Genomic DNA, 20,882 nt, shown 5'->3' on the forward strand with positions numbered 1-20,882 from the left:
CGGGCACCGGTCCGCGGTCAGAGGGCGAAGCGGCGGCGGACCCAGTCGGCCAGCAGGGGGTCGACGACCACGAGGTGGCCGTCGCGCTCGGCCAGGTACCCGTTGCCGGCCAGGGCGGTGACGGCCGCCCGCGCCGTCCCCGTCGACAGGGAGAGGGTCGCCGCCGCCGTGCCGTAGACGCTGCCGCCGCCGGCCACCACCCGCAGCACCTTCTGGTGGCCCGCCGGGAGCAGGGCGAACAACCGCTCGGAGCCGTTGTCGACCGAGGCCCGCACCTCGGCCAGGGCCCGCTCCCAGTGCTCGACCGTGGCCGCCTCGCCCTCGGGGACGGCACGCCAGACGGCGTCGGCCAGCTGCATGGCCCGCTGCGGGTGCCCCTCGGCGGCGGCGACGAGGGGGGCGACGGCCGGTCCCGCGTCGCGTCCGGTGCGGGCGAAGCCCCCGGTGACGATGGCGACGACCTCCTCGTCGGCCATGGGGCCCAGCTCGACCAGATCGGCCTGGGCGAAGAAGGGCTGCGCCTGGTCGGTGAAGAGGGCCGCCATGGTCGACGGCTGGGACCCGGCGAACACGATCCCGAGATCCCGGTAGTGGTGCTGCAGCTCGGTGCGGAGCACCCCGGCGGCACGGGGGACCCCGGCGATGCCCGAGAACTCGTCGAGCACGAGGACGACCGGTCGACGAGCCGCCACCCGGACGAGGAGCTGGAGGAGGCTGCGCAGGCGCAGGACCGGGTCGGGGCGGTCGCGCGGGCCGCGGGACAGCTCCAGCCCCAGCACGCCGAGGCGGATGGATGCCGCCGCCGCCACCTCGTCGAGGGCCGAGCGGAGGCCACCCCGCACCTCCGCCAACCCCCGGTCGAGCGACGACGCCACGTCGGCCATCGAGCTGACCTCGTAGAGGTCGACCCACACCGTGTCGGAGCCGACCTCGGCCAGGTCGGCGGTGACCCGGCGCAGCAGGCTGGTCTTCCCGTACCGGCGCGGCCCGAGCAGGGCCGTCAGCCGGCGGTCCGTGATGCGCTCGGCCAGATCCCGGCGCAGCTCGTCGCGACCGGTGACCTCGTCGGCCCGGAGCGGACCCTGGAACGGGAACGGGCTCGGTTCCATCACAGTGAAAAGCTATCACTGGACCACAGGTCTGACAGAGGACGACCTCTTCGTCGGGGGGCGCCGGTGGCGGACCGGTTCTGGCCGCCACCGGGACGGTCGGTAGGTTCGCGCCGGCATGGCCGCCGCACCCGACGACGCGTTCACCCCGATGATGGCTCTCGAGCCCCACGGACCCGACACCTTCGTGGGCACCGGACCCCGCTACCCGTGGGGCGGCCTGTACGGCGGCCAGATCGTGGCCCAGGCCCTGCACGCCGCGGCCCAGACCGTCGTCGCCGAGCACCGGGTCCACTCGCTGCACGCCTACTTCATCCGCCGCGGCGACCACGCCGAGCCCGTCCGCTACGAGGTGGCCCGCACCCGCAACGGGCGCTCGTTCACCACCCGCACCGTCGAGGCCCGCCAGGCCGTCGGGGCGATCCTCTCCCTGTCGGCGTCGTTCCAGGTCGACGAGGACGCGCCCGAGGTGCAGACCACCTCCCTCCCGGACGTGCCCCTCCCCGACGGCGCCCCCAACGACTCCTGGAGCGGCGCCTACGACCGCGTCACCCTGCCCCCCGACGCCGAGCACGGCACGGCCGCGGCGTGGGTGAAGCTCTCGCGCCCCCTCACCGGCGCCCACGACACCCCGGCCCTGCACGCCGCCGCCCTCGCCTACATGTCCGACGACGTGCCCACCGACGCCGCCCACGTCCTCGACCCCCGGGGCCGCGACACCGGGCCCGACGAGGGCCTCATCGGGTTCAGCCTCGACCACGCCGTGTGGTTCCACCGCCCGCTGCGCGCCGACGAGTGGCACCTGCACACCGTCACCTGCCACGGGCTCATCTCGTCCCGAGGCCTCACCGTCGGCCGGGTCTTCGCCACCGACGGGACCCACGTGGCGACGGTGACCCAGGAGGTCCTCCTCCGACCGCGCCGCTAGGTGGTGCGTCGCCAGCCGCGCCCCGCTGGGCCACTCGGCTGGGTCAGGGCTCAGGTGCTGCTGCTGGTCCCGAGCACCGCGACGAGGATCACCAGGTAGGCGCCGAACAGCAGCACGTAGATGCCCAGGAGCACGCTGCCGACGATGCCCAGGATCCGCCCCGTGTTGACGTTGCTGCGGTTCGAGTAGCGCAGCGGGTCCCGGTCGATCTCCTCCAGGGCCTTGTTGCCCATGGACCAGGCGAACGGGGCGAGGATCTGGCACAGGACCAGGCCGCAGATGCCGAGGATCAGCACCGTCGTGCCCTGGGGGTGCTCGACCTGCCCGCCGTAGCCGCCGTAGCCCGGCGGCGGGTAGCCCTGGTTGGGGTAGCCGCCTGGTCCGCCGTATCCGCCCGGGGGGTATGACATCGCCGGAGCGTAGGTCAGAGGCGCTCGATGATGGTGACGTTGGCCTGCCCGCCGCCCTCGCACATCGTCTGCAGGCCGTAGCGGCCGCCGGTCGTCTCGAGGTGGTGGAGCAGGGAGGTCATGAGGCGCGCCCCGGTCGCCCCGAGCGGGTGCCCGAGGGCGATGGCGCCGCCGTTGGGGTTCACCTTCTCCATGTCGGGCTCGAGCTCGCGCTCCCAGGCCAGCACCACCGAGGCGAAGGCCTCGTTGATCTCCACGGCGTCGATGTCGCCCATCGTCAGACCGGTCCTCTCCAGGGCGTGCCGGGTGGCGGGGATGGGCGCGGTGAGCATGAAGATGGGGTCGTCGCCCCGCACGCTCATGTGGTGGATCCGGGCCCGGGGGGTGAGGCCGTGGTCGGCGACGGCCCGCTCGCTGGCGATCAGCAGGGCGGCCGAGGCGTCGCTGATCTGGCTGGCGACGGCCGCGGTGACGCGCCCGCCCTCGACGAGGGTGGGCAGGCTGCGGATCTTGTCCCAGTTCGGCTCGCGGGGGCCCTCGTCGGCGGTCACGTCGCCGACGGGGGCGATCTCGGCCTCGAAGCGGCCCTCGTCCCGCGCCCGCAGGGCCCGGGTGTGGGACTCGACGGCGAAGGCCTCCATCTCGTCGCGGGAGATGTCCCACTTCTCGGCGATCATCTCCGCCCCCCGGAACTGGCTGACCTCACCGTCGCCGTAGCGCTCGACCCACCCGGGCGAGGTGGTGAACGGGTCCGGGAACCCCAGGTCGGTCGCCAGGGTCATGGCCGAGCTGATCGGGATCTGGGACATCTGCTGCACCCCGCCGGCCACGACGAGGTCCTGCACCCCGGCCATGACGGCCTGGGCGGCGAAGTGGACGGCCTGCTGGGCGGACCCGCACTGGCGGTCGACCGTCGTGCCGGGCACGTGCTCGGGGCCACCGGCCACCAGCCAGCAGGTGCGGGCGATGTCGCCGGCTTGGCCCCCCACCGAGTCGACGTTGCCGAACACCACGTCGTCCACGGCGCCCGGATCGATCCCGGTGCGGTCGAGCAGGGCCCGGATCGAGTGCGCTCCGAGGTCGGCGGGGTGGAGCTGGCTGAGGCCGCCACCCCGCTTCCCCACCGGGGTCCGGACGGCGTCGACGATGAAGGCCTCGGGCATGCCCCGACGATACCTGACACCCCGTCAGATCGACCGAGCCCCGCCCGCCACCCCCATCGACCGCCGCCCGCCCCGATCCCGCCGCCCTCCGTTCCGACACCGCCCCTTCTGACACCGCCAGGCGACAACGACGACGCCTCACGCGAACAGAACGGCTTCCGATCGCCCGCCATCCGTTCTGACCGCGCCAGGCGACACCGATGACGCCTGGCGCGAACAGAACGGACCCGGGCCGGCGCGCCCGGGCGGGAGCTGTGCCGGGGAGGGTCGGCCCGCAGGTGTGGCCGCAGGCGCGGCGGGGTACCTGCCAGTCCTCCACGGCCTCCTGCGCCGGATCGGGCCGCCCGTGCCCCTGTCCCGCCTCGTGCCGCCCAGGCGGCACCCACACCGAGGAGGTCACGTCCATGGACCCCGTCCTGGGCCGCATCATCGCCGACCTGGCGCGCCGCCAGCACGGCATCGTCAGCCGCCGCCAGCTCGAGGTCGTCGGGATGTCGGTCCGCACCGTCCAGCGCCAGGCCCACGACGGCCTCCTGCTGCCCGCCGGTGCTCGCACCTACCGGCTGGCGTCCGCCCCTGTGACCGGGCGCTCGATCCTGATGGCCGCCACGTTCGACAAGGGGGCCGCGGCCTCGCACCGCGCCGGGCTGTGGCTGGCCGGTGCCACCGAGGAGCCGGAGCGGCTCGACGTGACGGTGCCGAAGGGCCGGTCGATGCGCCGAGCAGCGGCCGACGACCCACGTCTGGAGATCCACTCCACGACCTCGATGCCGGAGTGCGACATCGTGGTGATCGACCGCATCCGGTCCATGAACCTGGCCCGGAGCGTCCTGGGCGCGGCCGCCTTGGTGCCCGACGAGGTGTCGCCGGCCGAGCTGGTCGACGTGGTCGCCTCGGTGATCGAGACCGGGCGAGCGTCGATCGCCTGGCTCCGCTGGATGCTCGACGAGCGCCGGTGCCGGGGTCGCGACGGGGTCACGGCGCTCGAGGAAGCGCTCGACACCCGAGAGCAGGTCGGGCCGACGGACAGCTGGCTGGAACGCCGGACCCTCGAGCTGCTCGACGAGGCGGGCCTGCCCCGCCCGGTGCTCCAGCAGAGGATCCCTCGCACCTCGGGGAAGCCGGCCCGGGTCGACTTCCTGTTCGTGCGGGAGCGGGTGGTCCTCGAGGTGCTCGGGTGGGCGTTCCACCGGACGATGGAGAAGCAGGCCGACGACATGCTCCGGGCCGGGGAGCTCCAGATGCAGGGCTACACCGTCCTCCAGCTCACCGCGCTGGTCCTGCGCACCGACCCGGTCGGGGCCATCGCCCACGTCCGCGACGCCCTCGCCGCCGCGCCCCTCAGCCTCCGCCCCACCCCGTTCTGACACCGCCAGGCGACAGCCGTGACGCCTCACGCGAACAGAACCGCACCCGATCGCCCGCCATCCGTTCTGACCGCGCCAGGCGACAGCGATGACGCCTGGCGCGAACAGAACGGTCCCGATCGCAGGGCTACAACGCGAGGGCGTCGGCGACGCGGGTGCGGTGCCAGGCGGGGTCGCCCCAGGTCCGGGCCAGGACCTCGGCCCGCTTCAGGAAGAGGTGGAGGTCGTACTCGGTGGTGTAGCCGATCGCCCCGTGGCACTGGAGGGCGGTGCGGCCGGCCCGCCGGGCGGCGTCGGAGGCCATGGCCTTGGCCATGGAGACGTCCCGGTGGGTCGTCGCCGCGCCGGTGGCCAGCGACCACGCCGCCCGGTGCACGGCCGGTGCCGCGAACTCGAGCTGCAGGGCGGCGTCGGCGAGGTGGTGCTTGACGGCCTGGAACGACCCGATGGGCACGCCGAACTGGCGGCGCTCGCCGACGTAGCCGACGGTGAGGTCGATCATCCGGCGGGCCAGGCCGACGAGCTGGGCGGCGGTGCCCAGCGCCCCCCGGTCGAAGGCCAGGGCGGCGTCGCCGCCGGCGCCGAGGCGATCGCCGGCCCGCCACGCCTCGAGCTGGACGGTCCGTCGGCCGGCGTCGACGACGTCGGCCAGGGCCCGGTGGTCGCCGCGGGCGACGCCGTCCGCCACCCGGCGCGCCACCCACTCCCCCGTCGCCGGATCGACGTCCAGGGTCAGGAGCAGCGTGACGGCATCGCCCCACGGCACCAACCGGGTGCCGAGCGGGAGCACGGCGGCGCGGCGGCTGCCGTCGAGCACGGAGGCCAGCACCCCGTCGGGGTCGCCGGCGGTGGCGAGCAGCGGTCCGGCCACCGCCGCGGTCTCGACGAAGGGGTGGGGCAGGGCCACGTAGCCCGTCTCCTCGGCGAGGAGCACCCAGTCGAGCTCGGACAGGCCCAGGCCCCCGTGCTCCTCGGGCACGGCCACGCCGAGCACGCCCATCTCGGCCAGCGCGGCCCACACCCGCTCGACGCGGGACGGATCGGCGCGGGCGCCCTCACCCTTGCGGGCGCCGTGGGCGTCGGTGCCCTCGGGCCAGGCGGCGCGGACCACCTCCGGCGGGCACTCCTTGGCCAGGAGGTCCCGCACGGCGTCGCGCAGGTCGTGCTGGTCGTCGGTGAAGGCGAAGCGCACGAGGCCTACTTCCGGGGCAGGCCGAGGACGCGCTCGGCCGCGATGTTGCGTTGGATCTCGTTGGTGCCGGCGTAGATCGGGCCCGACAGGGCGAACTGCCAGCCCTTGGTCCACGGGCCGTCGAGCTCGGCGTCGGGGCCGAGGATGTCGAGCGCCGTCTCGTGGAGGGCCACGTCGAGCTCGGACCACCACAGCTTCACCAGGCTGGAACGGGCCCCGGCCGGGTGGCCGTCGGCGTCGGCCGTGACGGTCTGCAGGGTCTGGAGCCGGTAGGCCTCGGCGTGCATCCAGGCCTGCACGACCCGGTCCCGCAGCGCCGGGTCCCGGCCCCCGCGCTCGCGGTAGAGGTCGGCCAGACGGTCGGCGGTGGCGGTGAAGCGCCCCGGCGAGCGCAGCGTGAGGCCCCGCTCCGACGAGGTGGTGGCCATGGCGACCGACCACCCGGCTCCGACCTCGCCCAGCACGGGGCCGCCGGGCAGGGCGTCGTCGGGGAGGAAGGCGCCGTCGAGGAAGACCTCGGCGAAGCCCTCGTCACCGTCGAGGCGGCCGAACCCCCGGACCGTGATCCCGTCGAGGTCGAGCGGCACGAGGAGGTAGGTGAGGCCCCGATGCCGCTCGCTGTCGGGGTCGGTGCGGAAGAGGCCGAAGAGGTGGGTGCAGAAGGCGCCGCGGGTCGTCCACGTCTTCTGGCCGTCGAGGACCCACCCGCCGCGCTCGTCGTCGCGGCGGGCCCGGGAGCTGAGCGAGGCCAGGTCGCTGCCGGCGTCGGGCTCGCTCCAGCCCTGGCACCACAGGTCGTCGCCCCGGGCCATGCGCCGGAGGATGTGGTCCTGCTGGGCTGCGGTCCCGTACTCGAACACGGTCGGGGCGAGGAGGAAGATCCCGTTCTGGGTGATCCGGGGCGGGGCGCCGGCGCGGTAGTACTCCTCCTCGAAGATCAGCCACTCCCAGCGGCTGGCGGCCCGGCCGCCGTGGGCCTCGGGCCACGACACCACGGCCCAGCCGCCGTCGAACAGGGTCCGCTCCCAATCGAGGTGCTGGGCGAACCCCTCGGCGGTGTCCCCGGAGAGGATCCGGCCGTCGTGGCGGTCGCGCCAGGCGGCCAGGTTCTCCTGCAGCCAGGCGCGGGCCTCGGCCCGGAACGCCTCTTCGTCGTCCGACCACGTCAGGTCCACGGGCCGACCGTATCTGACGACCCGTCAGGTCTCCGAAGTCGGGGTCCGGGCACGGAGCACCTCGGAGGGACTCCGTGCGCTCAGCCGTGGAGGCGGGCGAGGGTGGCGCGGGCGTCGGCCTCGATCTGGTCGAGGATCTCGGCGACCGGCGGCGTGCTGTCGATGAGCCCGGTGACCTGGCCCGTGGGCAAGACGCCGACGTCGGGGTCGCCGTCGACCAGCGCGGCCTTGATCAGCATGGGGGCGTTGGCCGCCATGGCCAGCTGGGCGAGGGTGAGGTCCTGGCTCTTGCGCATGGCCAGGCCCTCGGTGGCCAGGTCCCTCACCGACGTGCCCGTCACCCGCCGGAAGGCGAGGGCGTTGCGCACGGCGCGGGGCAGGCGCGTCACCGCGCTCGACCGGATGAGGCGGTCGACCAGGTCGGTGCGGATCACCCGCTGGGGGGCGCCGTCGAGCGCCTCGGTGACGACGGTGTCGGTGACCCGGGCGGCGAGGTAGCGCTGCTTGACCTCGTCGGGCACCCGGCTCTCGGCGCTGAGCAGGAAGCGGGTGCCCATGGCCACGCCGTCGGCCCCGTAGGCCAGGGCCACGACCAGGCCCCGCCCGTCGTGGAAGCCACCGGCGGCCAGCACCGGGATCTCGGCCCCGACGGCGTCGACCACCTCGGGCAGCAGCAGGGTCGTGGGCACGGGACCGGTGTGGCCCCCGCCCTCCCCGCCCTGGGCGATCACGGCGTCGACGCCCCACCCGAGCATCTTCTCGGCGTGGCGGCGGGCGCCGACGGTGGGCATCACGAGGATCCCGGCGTCGTGCAGACGGTCGATGGTGTCCTTGCTCGGCGCGCCGGCGAAGGAGGCCAGCCGGACGCCCTCGTCGGCGATGAGCCGGACGCGGGCGTCGAGGTCGGGCTGGTCGGGCCGCAGGTTGACGCCGAAGGGGGCGTCGGTCGACGCCTTCACGGCCCCGATGGCCCGGGTCAGCTGGGCCAGGTCCATGGTGACGGCGGCCAGGATGCCGAACCCCCCGGCGGCGCTGGTGGCGGCGGTGAGGTTGGCGCCCGACACCCAGCCCATGCCGGTCTGGACGATCGGGAGGCGGCAGCCCAGGAGGGTGCAGGCGCGGGTGGCGAGGACGTCGGTCATCGTCCCGGACCCTAGACCTGACGGTCCGTCAGATCAGCGCCACGAGAAGGCGAAGATGACGTCGTCGTCGGCGGTGCGGATGCCGCCGGCGGAGGCGTAGAGGCTCGCCGCCGAGGTGTCCGAGGCGTTGGTGATGACGAACCCCCGGGTGATGCCCCGGCTGCGGGCGTGGTCGCCCACGGCCTCGAGGAGGGCGGCCCCGATCCCCTGGTTGCGGAACCGCTCGGCCACGCCGACCTCGTAGATGCACAGGTGGCGCAGGGCGGTGTGCCGGCGGTAGAGCTCGTTCGCGTAGCAGAAGCCCACCGGCTCGTCGCCGGCGAAGGCCACGAAGGTGGCGGTGCGGTCGTCGGCCAGGAAGGCGACCGTCTCGGCCTCGGTCAGGGGCTGGAGCGGCTCCCGCTCGTCGACCGTGCCGAAGGTGGCGTTGGCGACGGCGAGGTGGCTGAGGACGGCGTCGTCACCGGGTCCGAGCCGCCGCACCGTGACCGGCGGGGGCACGCCCGGCGTCGAGCGGTCGCGCTTGCGCGTGGAGAAGCCCACCCGTCGCCATCGGCGGCGCCGCGCCACCCCTGAGGGGAACTCGGTGGGAGATCTGGGACGTCGGTCCCCCGTCCGCCGCCCAGCTCGAGGCCACGGGGGCGGGTCAGGCCGGGTCCGGGACCTCGCGGTAGCGGGTGCCGTCGGGGTCGATCACCGTGCCGAGCAGCTCGAGCTCGTCGGGGGTGGGGAGCCGGCTGGTCGGCACGTCGTCGGGGACGGCGAGCTCGAAGCCCGTTGCCTCCTGGACCTCGGCGACGGTGACCCCGGGGTGCAGCGACCGGATCCGCATGCGGTGGTCGTCGGTCTCGAAGTCGAACACGCCCAGGTTCGACACGACCCGGCGGATCTCGTGCCACCGGGCCGCCTCGGGGCCCAGCTCGGCGGCCCGGTCGTAGCCGATCCCGCACACGACGTCGACGGCCTCGACGAACACCTTCGGGCCGTGGCGGCCGACCCAGTAGCTGGTGGTGTCGTTGATCGTGTTGCCCGGCGCGCCCCGGACGCCGAGCAGCTGGACCGCCGGTCGCTGGGGATCGGGCCCGAGGGCGGCGATGTTCTGGTTGCCGTAACGGTCGACCTGGGTGGCGCCCATCATCACGTGGCGTCGCCCGCTCCAGACCACGTCGAACATGCGCCGATAGGGGTTGAACGTCTCCACGACCCGCTCGGCGGCCGGCACCGACGCGGCGTGGTTGGCGATCAGGGTCGCCTCGCCGTCGGTCATCATCAGATCGGGCTCGAAGCTGGCCCGGGCGAGCCGTCCCCCGATCATGGGGATCACCCCGATCGGGTTGGCCAGGCTCTCGCCGTCGCCGCGGAAGCAGTCGGCGACGGCGACGGCGCAGACGTCAGCCCGCCGGACGTCGGTGGCGGTGTCGGACGTTCCCTCAGGCACGGGCCCACTCCTCGAGGAAGGCGGCGCGGGCGTCGGGGTCCTTGGCGGTGGCGAACCAGCGGGACTGCGCCTCGTCGTCGCGGTCGCGGTCGGGGACGCAGTCGGTGAAGTCGCTGCCGCCCGGGGCCTCGACCACGCCGGTGGTGAACAGGCGGCTGATGCGCAGCCGGGTGACGTCACCGGCCTCGGCGACGAGGTCCTCGGTCGCCACGACCCGCTCGACGCTGACGAAGCCCTCGGCCGCGGCCTCGAGGAACAGGTCGTCGAAGTAGAGGTCGGGCCCGGTGAAGGCGGCGTTGCCCCGCTCGTCGCCCACGTTGACGTGGACCAGGGCGGCGTCGAGGGCGATGGCGGGCTGGGCCACCAGCTCCTCGCCCTCGCCGCCGTCGGGACCGGGGTAGGGCGAGCGGACGGTGCGCAGGCCGGGGTCGAGGCGGAGGACGTCGGAGCCGAGGCCGACCCGGGTGGGCAGGAACGGCACCCGCCACGCCGCGGCCTGGAGCCCGAGGAGCAGCATCCCCTCGTCCAGCTCGGTGCAGGTCAGCAGCCCGGCCTGGCGGGCGGCCCGGAAGTGCGGGTCGAGGCCGGGGACGCTGCCGCCGGTCATCGGGTTGGGCACGTCGGGCGACACGAACGGGAAGGTCAGCCGGCTCATGCGCCCGGCGGCGGCGAGGATCCCGACCTCGGGCCCTCCGTAGGTGACCACGTGGAGGTCGGTGACGTCGCTGCGCAGGATGGCCTTGATCAGCGCCATGGGCTTGCGGCGGCTGCCCCAGCCACCGATGCCGACGGTCATGCCCGACCGCAGCCGGCCGGCGACCTCGTCGGGCGTCATTCGCTTGGCCGTGGGCGGGGCGGTGATCACTTGCTCACGTCCGTGTCCCGCTTGGCCACGAAGGCGTCCCGGTGCTCGTCGGCCACCCCGGCCAGGTTGAGCTCGAAGGTGAAGCCCTGCTCGAAGCGGTAGGAGCGGTGGACGTCCCACAGGTCGATGCCGTTGAGCGACGCCTTGGCCGCCCGCACGACCGTCGGGGACTTGGCCGCGATCTGCTCGGCGACCCCCATCGCCGCGGCCCGCAGCTCGGCCGGCGGGACCACGGCGTGCACCGACCCGTACGAGGCCAGCTCGGCGGCGGTGATCGTGGCCGCGGTGTACACCATCGCCCGGGCCCGGTGCTGGGGGACGAGGCGGGAGAGGTGGGTGGCGGCGCCCAGCGCCCCGCGGTCCACCTCGGGCAGGCCGAAGGTGGCGTCCTCGGCGGCGACGATGACGTCGGCGTTGCCGATCAGGCCGATGCCCCCGCCCAGGCAGTACCCGTTGACGGCGGCGATCACCGGGACCTCGCACTCGTAGACCGCCCCGAAGGCGGCGTAGCACCCCTTGTTGGCGCCGATGAGGGCGTCGAAGCCCTCCGTGGCCTGCATCTCCTTGATGTCGACGCCGGCGTTGAAGCCGCGGCCCTCGGCCCGGAGGACCACGACCCGCACCTCGGGGTCGCGCCCGAGGGCGGCCAGGCGGTCGGCCAGGTCGAACCAGCCGGCCACGGTCAGGGCGTTGACCGGCGGGTTGTCCATGACCACCTCGGCGATGCCGTGGTCGTCGACCGTGTGGGTGGTGGGCATCCGGCTACCTTCTCGAGTGTCGTTCTGACGGGTCGTCAGATCCGCAGCGGCAACCTAGTGACCGTCCGCTCCCGAGGCGAACGTCGTCCGTCGCCGCCCTGGAGGCACCCCCGTGGCCCTGACCATCGACCTGTCCGACCAGGTGGCCCTCGTGACCGGCGGCGGGCGCGGGGTGGGCCGCGGGATCACCGATCGCCTGCGCGCCGCGGGGGCGACGGTCGCCGTCGCCGGCCGGAGCGTGCCGGACGGCCTCCCCGGCGGGGTGACCTTCCACGCCGCCGACGTGCGCGACGCCGATGCCGCCGCCCCGCTGGTCGCCTCGGTGCTCGAGCGGCACGGCCGCCTCGACCTGCTGGTGAACAACGCCGGCGGATCGCCCTCGGTGGCCGCCGCCGACGCCTCGCCCCGGTTCAGCACCCGCATCATCGAGCTGAACCTGCTGTCGGCGCTGCACCTGGCCCACGCCGCCCGGGCCGCGCTGGCCGAGGCCGGGGGGTCGATCGTGAACGTCGCCTCCCTGTCGGGGCTGCGCCCCTCGCCGGGGACGGCGGCCTACGGGGCGGCCAAGGCCGGCCTGGTGAACCTCACCCAGACGCTGGCCATGGAGTGGGCGCCGGCGATGCGGGTCAACGCCGTGTCGGCCGGGATGGTCCGCACCGAGCTGTTCGACGAGTACTACGGCGGCCCCGAGGGGGCGGCGGCGGCCGAGGCCACCGTGCCCATGGGGCGGGCGGCCACGCCGGCCGAGGTCGGTGACGCCGTCGTCTTCCTCGCCTCCCCCCTCGCCTCCTACGTCACCGGCGCCAACCTGGCCGTCCACGGCGGGGGCGAGGCCATCGCCCTCCACCGCGTCCTGGGCCACTGAGGCGCGACAGCGGCGCCCAGTGTGGTGGGCGCCGCTGGCTGTGGCCCGGGCTCGCCGGAGCGTCACCCGAGCCCCTCGCCCATCCCTGCGCGAGGCGGGCCCCCACTCGCCCCCGTCAGATGGACGAAACAGAACCGGTTCTGCCGCCTGGCCAGGACCGACGCGCCCGCAGCGCCCCGGCCACGGAGGGGCGGGACGGCACGGGGGCCCGCGCTCGGTCCGCGCTCGACGAGGCGTCGCGCGGGCGAGGTCGGTGGCGCCGCCGGTCCCGCTCGACCGGCCCGGGGGCCGGGTGCGAGAGCGTCGGCGACGGAGGGGACCGTACCGAACACACGTTCGCGCCGCAAGGGGTCGGCGCGCACCTGCGACGACGGCGGACCTGCGACGGCCAGCCCGGACCTCCTGGCCGGTGTCGCCCGTCGGGAGGGGGTGCCGGGCCCCTACGCTTCACCCGGTGAGCAGCCCGGGCGACCGTCACCGTCGAGGCCCCGGCGGGCCCAGCCGCCCGGCCCGCAGCGGCCGGGTCACGCCCTCGCAGGGACGCCGCCACCGGCCGCAGGTGTCGGGCCTGCTCGACCCCACCGTCGACCACATGGTCACCGCCCTGCTCGACACGGCCATCACGTCCGCACCCCCGGACCACCCGGCCCGCGGCGTCTCGTTCGAGCTGTGGGCGGCCGAGCTGGCGGCCTCGTCGTTCGCCGACGAGGCCATGCCCCGCGCGTTCTACGTCGACCTCGGTGACCGCCTCGCCGCCTCGGCCCGGCCCGAGGCGCCTCCGGCCCTCGCTGCGCTGGCCCTGGCGGTGGAGCACCGCGACGCCACCCCGCTCCGCCGCGCCCGCGACGCCTGGCTGGCGCGGGTCGGCGACGGGGCCGACGCCGACCTCGGCATCGGACGCGAGGTCCCGTCGGGGGCCGTCACCATCGGCCACCCCGACGAGGCCCAGACCAGCGTCGTCGTCGGGCTGGAGGCCGCCGGCGGGGCCCACTCCTTCGGCCTGCTGGTCGACGACGCCCTCGACGGCCTGGGCCGCGACCTCTTCGTCGGGCCGCCGCTGGAGGTCATCGCCGCCGACGCCGCCGACGACCCGGAGCTGGTGGTGACGCCGATCGCGCTCGACGAGGCCCGGCGCCGCATCGAGGACGCCCTCGCCGTCACCCTGGCCGAGGACTGGGACGACCCCCAGGACCTCCGGACCCTGCCGCTGGTCACCCGCCGGCTGGGGCTCCTGCCGCCCGGCTGAGGACCTCGTCGCCCACGGCCACGACGCCGGGCTGGTCGATGGTGGCCCCGACGGCGAGGGTGCCGCCGCAGTCGCCGATGATCGTGCGGAGGATCGACCGATCGGCCTCCACCCCCGGCAGCGGGCGGTTGACCATCACGCAGCGGCTGAGGGGCTTGGTGACCGAGAGCGTGGTGGAGCCGAGGCCGATCGTCCCGCCGACGTGGTCCTCCTCGCCGGACCCCCGCAGCAGGACGTTGCTGCGGAACCGGCGCGGGTCCCACCCGCCCACCGTGGCGTGCGAGACGAGCGACACCCGGGCGCGGGGTGAGTCGTGCCACGCCCCGTCGGCGGCGTCGTAGGCGGCCCAGTCCCGCTCGTCGGGGTCGGGGACCTCGAAGGTGACCCGGGCATCGGTCGACGCCACCAGCGCGACCGGGCGGCCCAACCAGTCCGACAGGTCGGCGTCGGACGACGGCGTGGACCCGTCGGGCAGGGTGATCTCGACCTGTCCCGGACCCAGGTGACGGGCGGCGGCGAGCAGGAGGGCCGGCTCCCGGCGACCGGTCAGGACCCGGCCGGTGCTGGTGTCGCAGATGCCCCAGGTGCGGTCACCGTCGATCCCGAGCGGCCCGACGTGGGCCTCGGCCAGCTGCTCACCCCCCATGGACTTCACCGGGTAGCGCCACAGCTGGTCGACCACCAGGCCGGTCGGGGTGCCCGTCATCACCGACCCAGGATGCCTCAACGGGACGGCCCCGGCGTCCGATGGGACCGGATGGACAGCGAGAAGGACCGGCGGTTGGGCACCCGCCACGTGCTCGGGCCGATCGCCGTGCGCTGGCGGCTCGACGACGGGCTCGTGGCGCCCGTGGACCAGGACCGGGCCGACGCCGGCGCCGGCGCCGAGCGGGCCGGGCTCCTCGACCTGTCGGTGAGCGGCTGCCGGATCATGGCTCGCGCCAGCGACGACATCGCCGTCGGCGACTGGACGATGGTCTCGATCCGCGGCCGATCGGGGCCCGTGGTCGTGCGGCGCATCCTGCCGAGCCGGCAGGAGGGCTTCAGCCAGTACGGCCTCGAGTTCCTCGACCCCCTGTCGGAGCTGACCCAGCTGGTCCACGAGGAGATCGCCCTGCGCAAGGCCCGCGGCGCCGGCATCTTGGCCCCGGAGGCCTCCTCCGACTGAGTCGATCCCCGGCGGTCGGTCATCTCATGGCGGCGCCGAGCTGCGCCGTCGGTAGCGTCACGCCGTGAGCACCGGACCCGACCACGGCGACGCGCCGTCGGCGGCCGACCGGCGCACGGGGATCCTCGCCGGGGTGGGCGCCTACACGCTCTGGGGCGTCTTCCCCCTCGTGTTCCACCAGATCCGGGAGGTCCTCCCGGCCGAGGTCCTGATGCACCGGGTGGCGTGGTCGTTCGTCGTCGTCGCCGGGCTGCTCGGCCTGCGCCGGGAGACCCGGTGGTGGCAGGTGCTCCGCACGGCGACTCCCATGCGCACCCGCCTGGCCGCGGCGGCCGCGCTGATCACGGTGAACTGGCTCGTGTACGTGTGGGCCGTGAGCGAGGAGCACGTCGTGGAGGCGGCCCTCGGCTACTACATCAACCCGCTCATCACCGTGGCCCTGGGCGTCCTCGTGCTGCGGGAGGGCCTGACCCGACTCCAGGTGGTCGCCCTCGGGTTCGCGGCCGCGGCGGTCGCGGTGCTGACGGTCGCCTACGGCCGGGTCCCGTGGGTCGCCCTGGTGCTGGCGTTCTCCTTCGCCGGCTACGGCTTCCTCAAGAAGGCCGTCGTCCTGCCCGCCACCACCTCCCTGGCGGTCGAGACCGCGATCCTGCTGCCCTTCGCCCTCGTGGGCCTGGTCGTGGTGCAGGTGCGCGGCGACGCGGCCTTCCTGCACGGCTCGCTCGGCCGCGACCTCCTCCTCGTGGGGCTCGGCGTCGTGACCGCCGTCCCCCTGGTCCTCTTCGGCACCGCTGCCCGTCGGATCCCCCTCACCCTCCTCGGGCTCCTCCAGTACCTCACGCCGACGTTCCAGCTCCTGTGCGGCGTGCTCGTCCTCGACGAGGACCTCCCACCCGAGCGGCTGGCCGGGTTCGTCCTGGTGTGGGTGGCGCTGGCGCTGCTCGGCGTCGATGCGGTGCGGACCTCGCGCCGGCGCGACGAGCTGGTGCCGGTGGCCGAGGCCGTCTGAGACGACCTCGGGGTGGGCCCCTCACCCGATCGCGGGTGGGGTGCGCGCCCGTCGTAGCCTCCCCGCGGTGAGCGAGACCCGCTTCCAGGTGCTGCGCCGCCGGTTGGTGAACGAGGCCATCCAGCAGGGCTGGCGGCGGGTGCGCAAGGCGGGCGGCATCGCCCCCGGGACGATGGCGGCCGACCGCTTCGGCACCTTCGGCGACGGCAGCATCGTGGGCTTCCCCACCGCCACGCTCTACGGCGAGAAGCAGATGCACATCGGCGAGGAGACCCTCATCGGGTGCTGGGCGACGCTGGCCGCCGGGTACACGCCGGAGCAGACGACCGTGCCGCCCCGAGCCCTCGTCATCGGCGACCGCTGCGTGATCGGGCTGAGGTGCGGGATCGTCGCCCACGAGTCGATCGAGATCGACGACGACGTGTGGTTCGGCCAGGACGTGTTCATCACCGATGCCAACCACGGCTTCGACGACCTCGACATCCCGATCGGCCAGCAGCTCGGACCCCACCAGCCCGTCCGCATCGGTTCGGGGTCGTGGATCGGCCACGGCGCCGTGATCCTCCCCGGGTCCCAGATCGGCCGGCACGTCATCGTCGCCGCCGGGTCCGTCGTGCGGGGCGAGGTGCCCGACTACTCCGTCGTCGGCGGCGTGCCCGCCAAGGTCATCCGGACCCGCACCCGCGACGACGATCGCACCCGCCCCGACGCCCACCCGGAGCTCCGGCCCCGGGGCGAGTACGCCTTCAGCCGGAGCAAGCTCACCGGGCGGTAGCCCCCCGGAGCGGCTCTAGGGTCGGCGGGTGGCCTACGACTTCGACCGCTTCCTCCGGTACGACGAGCTGACCGCCTGGCTCCGGGACCTCGTCGCCGCCCACCCGGACCTGCTCGCCCTCGAGTCCTACGGCACCAGCCACGAGGGCCGCGACCTGTGGCTCGTCACCGCCACCGACACCAGCACCGGCAGCCACGACACCAAGCCGGCCCACTGGGTCGACGCCAGCATCCACGCCATCGAGCTCTCCGGCACGGTGGCCGCCTGCCACCTGCTGCAGCACCTCGTCGAGGGGCACGCCTCCGGCGAGGCCGCCGTCGTCGAGGCCCTGCGGACCCGGACGTTCTACGTCGTGCCCCGGGTCAACCCCGACGGCGCCGAGTGGGTCCTGGCCGACCGGCCCCGCCACCGCCGGTCGAGCACCCGGGCCTGGCCGTGGGCCGACGCCCACGAGTTCCCCGGCGCCCACGTGGAGGACGTCGACGGCGACGGACGGATCCTCCAGATGCGGATCCCCGACCCCGACGGGGCCTGGCGCCCCCACCCCGACGACGAGCGCCTCCTGGTGCCGGTCCCGCTCGACGCCCCTGCCGACGACGCCCCCCGGTACCGGCTGCTCACCGAGTCCCGGGTGGTCGACCACGACGGCTTCACCGTCCCCACCCCCCGGCCGCCCGAGGGCCTCGACCTCAACCGCAACTTCCCCGCCGGGTGGGCCACCAAGGTCACCGGCAGCGGTGACCACCCGCTGTCGGAGCCCGAGATCCACGCCCTCGTCCGCGCCATCGCGGCCCGGCCCAACGTCTGCGGCTACAACGCCTTCCACACCAGCGGCGGGGTGCTGCTGCGCCCGTCGTCGACGACCGCCGACGCCGAGCTCCCACCCGACGACGTGTGGGCCTACACCGAGCTCGGGCGCCGGGGCACCGAGCTCACCGGGTACCCGGTGCACTCCGTGTACGAGGACTTCACCTGGGACCGCAGCGACACCATGAGCGGCGCGGCCGACGACTGGGCCTACGAGCACCTCGGCGTGTTCGGCTGGACGACCGAGCTCTGGGATGTCATCGCCGCCGCCACCGACCACCGGTCCCCGACCAAGATCTGGTACCTCGGGCCGACCGACGACGACGCCCTGGCCGTCCTCCGCTGGTGCGACGAGCACGCCCCCGAGGGCCACGTCGACTGGTACCCGTTCGACCACCCCGACCTCGGCCCGGTCGAGCTGGGCGGGTGGGCCGACGTGGGCGTCTGGGTCAACCCCCCGGCCGACCGGCTGAAGGCCGAGGTCGCACCGCACGCCGCCTTCGCCGTCGCCCACGCCCTGGCGTCGCCGTGCCTGGCCGTCCGCCGGGCCCGGGCCGTCGCCCTCGGCGGGCGGAGCTGGCGGGTCGAGCTGGGGGTGGCGAACACCGGCTGGCTCCCCACCGAGGTGAGCGCCCGGGCCCGCAAGGCCGACATGGTGCGGCCGCTGCTGGCCGAGGCCACCGGCGACGGGGTCACCGTCATCGGCGGGCCCGCCCGCCAGACGCTCGGCCAGCTCGACGGCCGGGCCGCGCTGCGCTTCACCGGCGGCCACGACGGCACGCCCGACCGGGCGCTGGTGACGTGGCTGGTCGAGGCCGACCCCGGCACCGAGGTGCACCTCGCCGCCTGGCACCCCCGTGCCGGCCGGGCCGAGGCCACCGTCGTGCTGGAGGCCTGACACCGCCGCGCCCGCGGTCGGAGGCCCACGGCGGGGCGACTCGGCCGGGCGCGGCCGTCAGCCCGGGCGGGCGAGGTCGAGGATGCGGTCGTCGCCGCGGCGCTGGAACCCGACGTCGGACAGGTAGGCGTCGGCCTTGCGCATGGCCCGGGGGGCGACGACGGACCGGAAGCCGCGGTCGGTGAACAGCCCGCTGCGGCGGTACACGAACTCCCCCGGGGTGAAGTCCCGGAACCGGGGCGAGACGTAGTCGAGGGCGATCTCGGCCACGCCGTCGCCGGCGTCGTGGGCCAGCACGACGCCCACGGTCTCGTCGTCGCGCAGGACCAGGAAGGCCAGCGCCCCGGGCCGACTCCCGTCCCAGGAGAACCCCGGGTTGAAGCGGGCGATGTCGGCCCCGTGGTGGGCGAGGACGTGGGCCAGGTAGCCGTCGGTGGGGACGACCTCGACCACGGCGTAGCTGTCGGGGTCGTGCCGGCTGCGCAGGAGGCGGGTCAGGTGCCACACGTTGATGGCCACGATGGCGACGTTCATGGCGACCATCGGCCACACGCCGATGAGCAGGTTGTAGGTGACCAGCAGGAGGCTGGCCACGAGGTTCAGCTGGCGCAGCCGGAGCAGGCGCGACTGCAGGAGGGAGGTGATGAGGATGGCCGAACCGACCCAGCCCACCACCTCGAGGGCGACCGAGGACATGACGGGAGTCTGTCGCGGCCGACAGCGGGCCCGGCTGTCCGCACCGCCGGACCCCGCCCTCAGCGCGGGCCGCACACCTCCAGGGCGAGCAGCGCCAGGACCCGTGCCGTGACCTCGACCTCGGCCAGGGGGACGGCCTCGTCGGGGGCGTGGGCCAGGTCGACGTCGCCCGGGCCGTAGTGGACGGTGGGTATGCCGCCCAGACCGGTGAGCAGCCGGAGGTCGCTCCCGAAGGGACCGGCCCACGTCGCCGCCGGGGCCCCGGTGACCTCGTGGTGGTGGGCCGCCACCCGCTCGCCCAGGTCGCTCTCGGACGGGAGGCGACCGGAGGCGAACTGGCCGCCCCACCACTCGACCTCGACGGGGTGCTGGCGCAGCCACGGGTCGGCGGCGCAGGCCTCGGCCACCGCCGCCTCGAGGGCGGCCTGGGCCACGGCCGGGTCCTCGTCCAGGGCGACGCCGAGGCGGCCCTCGGCCTCGAGCAGGTCCGGCACCGTCGAGGCCCAGTCGCCCGCCCGCACCACCCCCAGCGACAGGGGGTAGGCGATGCCCCACCGGTCGAGGAGGGGGTCGGCCCCGACGTTGCGCTCGGTCTCCAGGGCGGCGAGGGCGGCGAGCACCGGCACCAGCTTCTCGATGGCGCTCACGCCCTCGGTCCGCCGCGAGGCGTGGGCGGCGCGACCCCGGATGCGGAGCCGGAAGGTGAGGGCGCCGGCGCAGGCCGGCACCAGGTCGAGCGCGGTCGGCTCGGGGACGACGCAGACGTCGGCGGTCCAGCCCCGCCGCAGCAGCCCGAAGGTGCCCAACCCACCATCCTCCTCGCCCTCGACGCTGGCCAGGAGCACGTCGCCGGCCAGGGGCACCCCGGTGGCGGCCAGCGCCCGGACGGCCCAGCGCGCCGCCAGCAGCCCACCCTTCATGTCGCAGGCGCCGCGCCCCCGGACCTCGGTGGCGGTGAGCTCGCCGCTGTAGGGGTCGGGGTGGGTCCACGTGGCCGGGTCGCCGGGCGGGACGACGTCGATGTGCCCGTCGAGCAAGAGCGTCCGCCCACCGTCGGAGCCGGAGCCCGATCCGGGCAGCCGGCCGACGACGCCCCACCCCTCGGTGCGCGGTGCCTCGGTGCCGGGGAAGTCGGGGTCGGACCGCAGCTCGGCGAGGGGCAGCTCCCAGTGGTCGACCTCGAGCCCGTCGGCCGCCAGCGCCGAGGCCATGGCGGCCTGGGCCTCGTGCTCGGCCGCCGTGCCGGTCTGGCTCGGCGTGCGGATGAGGTCCGCCAGCGCCGTCACCATGGCCGGGCGCTGGGCGCCGACCTCGTCGAGGACGCGGGAACGCCAGTCGATGGCCACGACCGGCGACGCTACCCGGGCCCACGATCGGTCATCCCCCGAGGTCGTCGCCGGACGAGAACAGGCTGTCGATGCGACCGAGGGCATCGGCCAGCTCCGGCACGGGCGTCCCTGACGCGGGGCGGGCGGTCGCGGGCCGGGACCGGGGTCGCGTCGTCGAGCCGCGGCCCGACGGGCGCGCCGGCCGGGCCGACCCGGCCGGGCGGCGAGCGCCGGCGGCGGGGTGGCGAGCCTTGGCCACGTCGTCGCGCGAGGGGCCGAGGTGCCGGGGGATGACGGCGTCGTAGCGCCAGCCCGGCGTGATGCGGCCGCCGACCTCCCACCGGGCCGACCAGCCGTGGCCCTCGAGGCTCTCGACCGGAGGCGGGTACCCGTACTCGCCCTCGAGCCACCGGGTGATGCGCTCGCGCGCGGTGGCCTCCGACGGCGGGTCGTCCGGGGCGGTGGGGATGGTGACGGTGAGCCGGTTGGCGGCGATGAGGGCCATGCACCGGATGATGGCGGTGGGGTGTGACAGCGAAGCCC

General features: G+C 75.0%; 22 protein-coding genes. 8 read left to right on the forward strand and 14 right to left on the reverse strand.

Translation table 11 applies throughout. The annotated features are described in order from the left end of the window. Positions 1–17: 17 nt before the first annotated feature. Positions 18–1,109 (reverse strand): ATP-binding protein, encoded by a 1,092-nt coding sequence (locus HC251_RS18100; protein WP_219942011.1) that lies wholly within the window; start codon positions 1,107–1,109, stop codon positions 18–20. 118 nt (positions 1,110–1,227) lie between these two features. Between HC251_RS18100 and HC251_RS18105 the strand changes: the two genes are divergently transcribed. Continuing rightward, a complete protein-coding gene (locus HC251_RS18105; protein ID WP_255566469.1) occupies positions 1,228–2,037 on the forward strand; it encodes an acyl-CoA thioesterase II in 810 nt (269 codons plus the stop codon). 50 nt (positions 2,038–2,087) lie between these two features. Here HC251_RS18105 and HC251_RS18110 read toward each other — a convergent pair whose 3' ends face one another. Then, on the reverse strand, positions 2,088–2,447 hold the full coding sequence (locus HC251_RS18110) for a DUF4190 domain-containing protein (RefSeq protein ID WP_219942012.1): 360 nt from the start codon (positions 2,445–2,447) through the stop codon (positions 2,088–2,090). A gap of 14 nt (positions 2,448–2,461) precedes the next feature. After that, complete coding sequence (locus tag HC251_RS18115) at positions 2,462–3,610, reverse strand: acetyl-CoA C-acetyltransferase (protein ID WP_219942013.1); 1,149 nt, start codon at positions 3,608–3,610, stop codon at positions 2,462–2,464. Between the two features lie 404 nt (positions 3,611–4,014). Between HC251_RS18115 and HC251_RS18120 the strand changes: the two genes are divergently transcribed. Then, entirely contained in the window at positions 4,015–4,977 is a 963-nt protein-coding gene (locus HC251_RS18120; protein ID WP_219942014.1) for an endonuclease domain-containing protein, read from the forward strand. 127 nt (positions 4,978–5,104) lie between these two features. On the opposite strand, the gene HC251_RS18125 is transcribed toward HC251_RS18120, so the two are convergent. The 7 genes from HC251_RS18125 to HC251_RS18155 form a co-directional block, all read right to left on the reverse strand. Beyond that, entirely contained in the window at positions 5,105–6,169 is a 1,065-nt protein-coding gene (locus HC251_RS18125; protein WP_219942015.1) for an acyl-CoA dehydrogenase family protein, read from the reverse strand. Positions 6,170–6,174: 5 nt separating this feature from the next. Next, complete coding sequence (locus tag HC251_RS18130) at positions 6,175–7,344, reverse strand: acyl-CoA dehydrogenase family protein (RefSeq protein ID WP_219942016.1); 1,170 nt, start codon at positions 7,342–7,344, stop codon at positions 6,175–6,177. Positions 7,345–7,424: 80 nt separating this feature from the next. Continuing rightward, the gene (locus HC251_RS18135; protein WP_219942017.1) at positions 7,425–8,486 is read right to left on the reverse strand and encodes a nitronate monooxygenase family protein; all 1,062 of its coding nucleotides are present in this window, start codon (positions 8,484–8,486) and stop codon (positions 7,425–7,427) included. A 33-nt stretch (positions 8,487–8,519) separates the two neighbouring features. Continuing rightward, positions 8,520–9,029, reverse strand: coding sequence for a GNAT family N-acetyltransferase (locus HC251_RS18140; RefSeq protein ID WP_219942018.1), 510 nt, complete (start codon positions 9,027–9,029; stop codon positions 8,520–8,522). Positions 9,030–9,132: 103 nt separating this feature from the next. Continuing rightward, positions 9,133–9,924 carry a CoA-transferase subunit beta gene (locus tag HC251_RS18145; RefSeq protein WP_219942019.1) on the reverse strand — a complete coding sequence of 264 codons (792 nt, stop codon included), beginning with the start codon at positions 9,922–9,924 and terminating at the stop codon, positions 9,133–9,135. Next, complete coding sequence (locus tag HC251_RS18150; protein WP_219942020.1) at positions 9,917–10,759, reverse strand: CoA transferase subunit A; 843 nt, start codon at positions 10,757–10,759, stop codon at positions 9,917–9,919. The genes HC251_RS18145 and HC251_RS18150 overlap by 8 nt, the downstream gene beginning before the upstream one ends. Positions 10,760–10,785: 26 nt before the next feature. Further along, the gene (locus HC251_RS18155) at positions 10,786–11,547 is read right to left on the reverse strand and encodes an enoyl-CoA hydratase family protein (protein WP_219942021.1); all 762 of its coding nucleotides are present in this window, start codon (positions 11,545–11,547) and stop codon (positions 10,786–10,788) included. Between the two features lie 112 nt (positions 11,548–11,659). Between HC251_RS18155 and HC251_RS18160 the strand changes: the two genes are divergently transcribed. After that, on the forward strand, positions 11,660–12,412 hold the full coding sequence (locus tag HC251_RS18160) for an SDR family oxidoreductase (protein ID WP_219942022.1): 753 nt from the start codon (positions 11,660–11,662) through the stop codon (positions 12,410–12,412). Between the two features lie 454 nt (positions 12,413–12,866). Then, a complete protein-coding gene (locus tag HC251_RS18165) occupies positions 12,867–13,658 on the forward strand; it encodes a hypothetical protein (protein WP_219942023.1) in 792 nt (263 codons plus the stop codon). On the opposite strand, the gene HC251_RS26070 is transcribed toward HC251_RS18165, so the two are convergent. Beyond that, positions 13,624–14,364, reverse strand: coding sequence for an MOSC domain-containing protein (locus HC251_RS26070; protein ID WP_219942024.1), 741 nt, complete (start codon positions 14,362–14,364; stop codon positions 13,624–13,626). The genes HC251_RS18165 and HC251_RS26070 overlap by 35 nt on opposite strands. A 51-nt stretch (positions 14,365–14,415) precedes the next feature. Between HC251_RS26070 and HC251_RS18175 the strand changes: the two genes are divergently transcribed. From HC251_RS18175 to HC251_RS18190, 4 genes are all read left to right on the forward strand, one after another. Further along, a complete protein-coding gene (locus tag HC251_RS18175; protein WP_219942025.1) occupies positions 14,416–14,826 on the forward strand; it encodes a PilZ domain-containing protein in 411 nt (136 codons plus the stop codon). A 64-nt stretch (positions 14,827–14,890) separates the two neighbouring features. Then, complete coding sequence (gene rarD, locus HC251_RS18180; RefSeq protein ID WP_219942026.1) at positions 14,891–15,835, forward strand: EamA family transporter RarD; 945 nt, start codon at positions 14,891–14,893, stop codon at positions 15,833–15,835. 67 nt (positions 15,836–15,902) lie between these two features. Next, positions 15,903–16,610, forward strand: a complete 708-nt coding sequence (locus HC251_RS18185; protein ID WP_219942027.1) for an acyltransferase — start codon at positions 15,903–15,905, stop codon at positions 16,608–16,610. Positions 16,611–16,638: 28 nt separating this feature from the next. Then, the gene (locus tag HC251_RS18190; protein ID WP_219942028.1) at positions 16,639–18,315 is read left to right on the forward strand and encodes a M14 family metallopeptidase; all 1,677 of its coding nucleotides are present in this window, start codon (positions 16,639–16,641) and stop codon (positions 18,313–18,315) included. A gap of 57 nt (positions 18,316–18,372) precedes the next feature. On the opposite strand, the gene HC251_RS18195 is transcribed toward HC251_RS18190, so the two are convergent. From HC251_RS18195 to HC251_RS18205, 3 genes are read right to left on the reverse strand one after another with little or no spacing between them, the layout of a single operon-like run. After that, positions 18,373–19,011 (reverse strand): hypothetical protein, encoded by a 639-nt coding sequence (locus HC251_RS18195; RefSeq protein WP_219942029.1) that lies wholly within the window; start codon positions 19,009–19,011, stop codon positions 18,373–18,375. 59 nt (positions 19,012–19,070) lie between these two features. Then, positions 19,071–20,357 (reverse strand): ArgE/DapE family deacylase, encoded by a 1,287-nt coding sequence (locus HC251_RS18200; protein WP_219942030.1) that lies wholly within the window; start codon positions 20,355–20,357, stop codon positions 19,071–19,073. Positions 20,358–20,388: 31 nt separating this feature from the next. Beyond that, a complete protein-coding gene (locus HC251_RS18205; protein ID WP_219942031.1) occupies positions 20,389–20,844 on the reverse strand; it encodes a hypothetical protein in 456 nt (151 codons plus the stop codon). Positions 20,845–20,882: the final 38 nt, after the last annotated feature.

Origin of the sequence: Iamia sp. SCSIO 61187, assembly GCF_019443745.1 — a bacterium.
Taxonomy (GTDB): domain Bacteria; phylum Actinomycetota; class Acidimicrobiia; order Acidimicrobiales; family Iamiaceae; genus Iamia.

Bases quoted from the DNA above. Each gene is read 5' to 3' on its own strand.
- HC251_RS18100 (WP_219942011.1), bottom strand. From the start codon at position 1,109: ATGGAACCGAGCCCGTTCCCGTTCCAGGGTCCGCTCCGGGCCGACGAG.
- HC251_RS18105 (WP_255566469.1), top strand. From the start codon at position 1,228: ATGGCCGCCGCACCCGACGACGCGTTCACCCCGATGATGGCTCTCGAG.
- HC251_RS18110 (WP_219942012.1), bottom strand. From the start codon at position 2,447: ATGTCATACCCCCCGGGCGGATACGGCGGACCAGGCGGCTACCCCAAC.
- HC251_RS18115 (WP_219942013.1), bottom strand. From the start codon at position 3,610: ATGCCCGAGGCCTTCATCGTCGACGCCGTCCGGACCCCGGTGGGGAAG.
- HC251_RS18120 (WP_219942014.1), top strand. From the start codon at position 4,015: ATGGACCCCGTCCTGGGCCGCATCATCGCCGACCTGGCGCGCCGCCAG.
- HC251_RS18135 (WP_219942017.1), bottom strand. From the start codon at position 8,486: ATGACCGACGTCCTCGCCACCCGCGCCTGCACCCTCCTGGGCTGCCGC.
- HC251_RS18150 (WP_219942020.1), bottom strand. From the start codon at position 10,759: ATGACGCCCGACGAGGTCGCCGGCCGGCTGCGGTCGGGCATGACCGTC.
- HC251_RS18155 (WP_219942021.1), bottom strand. From the start codon at position 11,547: ATGCCCACCACCCACACGGTCGACGACCACGGCATCGCCGAGGTGGTC.
- HC251_RS26070 (WP_219942024.1), bottom strand. From the start codon at position 14,364: ATGACGGGCACCCCGACCGGCCTGGTGGTCGACCAGCTGTGGCGCTAC.
- HC251_RS18175 (WP_219942025.1), top strand. From the start codon at position 14,416: ATGGACAGCGAGAAGGACCGGCGGTTGGGCACCCGCCACGTGCTCGGG.
- HC251_RS18195 (WP_219942029.1), bottom strand. From the start codon at position 19,011: ATGTCCTCGGTCGCCCTCGAGGTGGTGGGCTGGGTCGGTTCGGCCATC.
- HC251_RS18205 (WP_219942031.1), bottom strand. From the start codon at position 20,844: ATGGCCCTCATCGCCGCCAACCGGCTCACCGTCACCATCCCCACCGCC.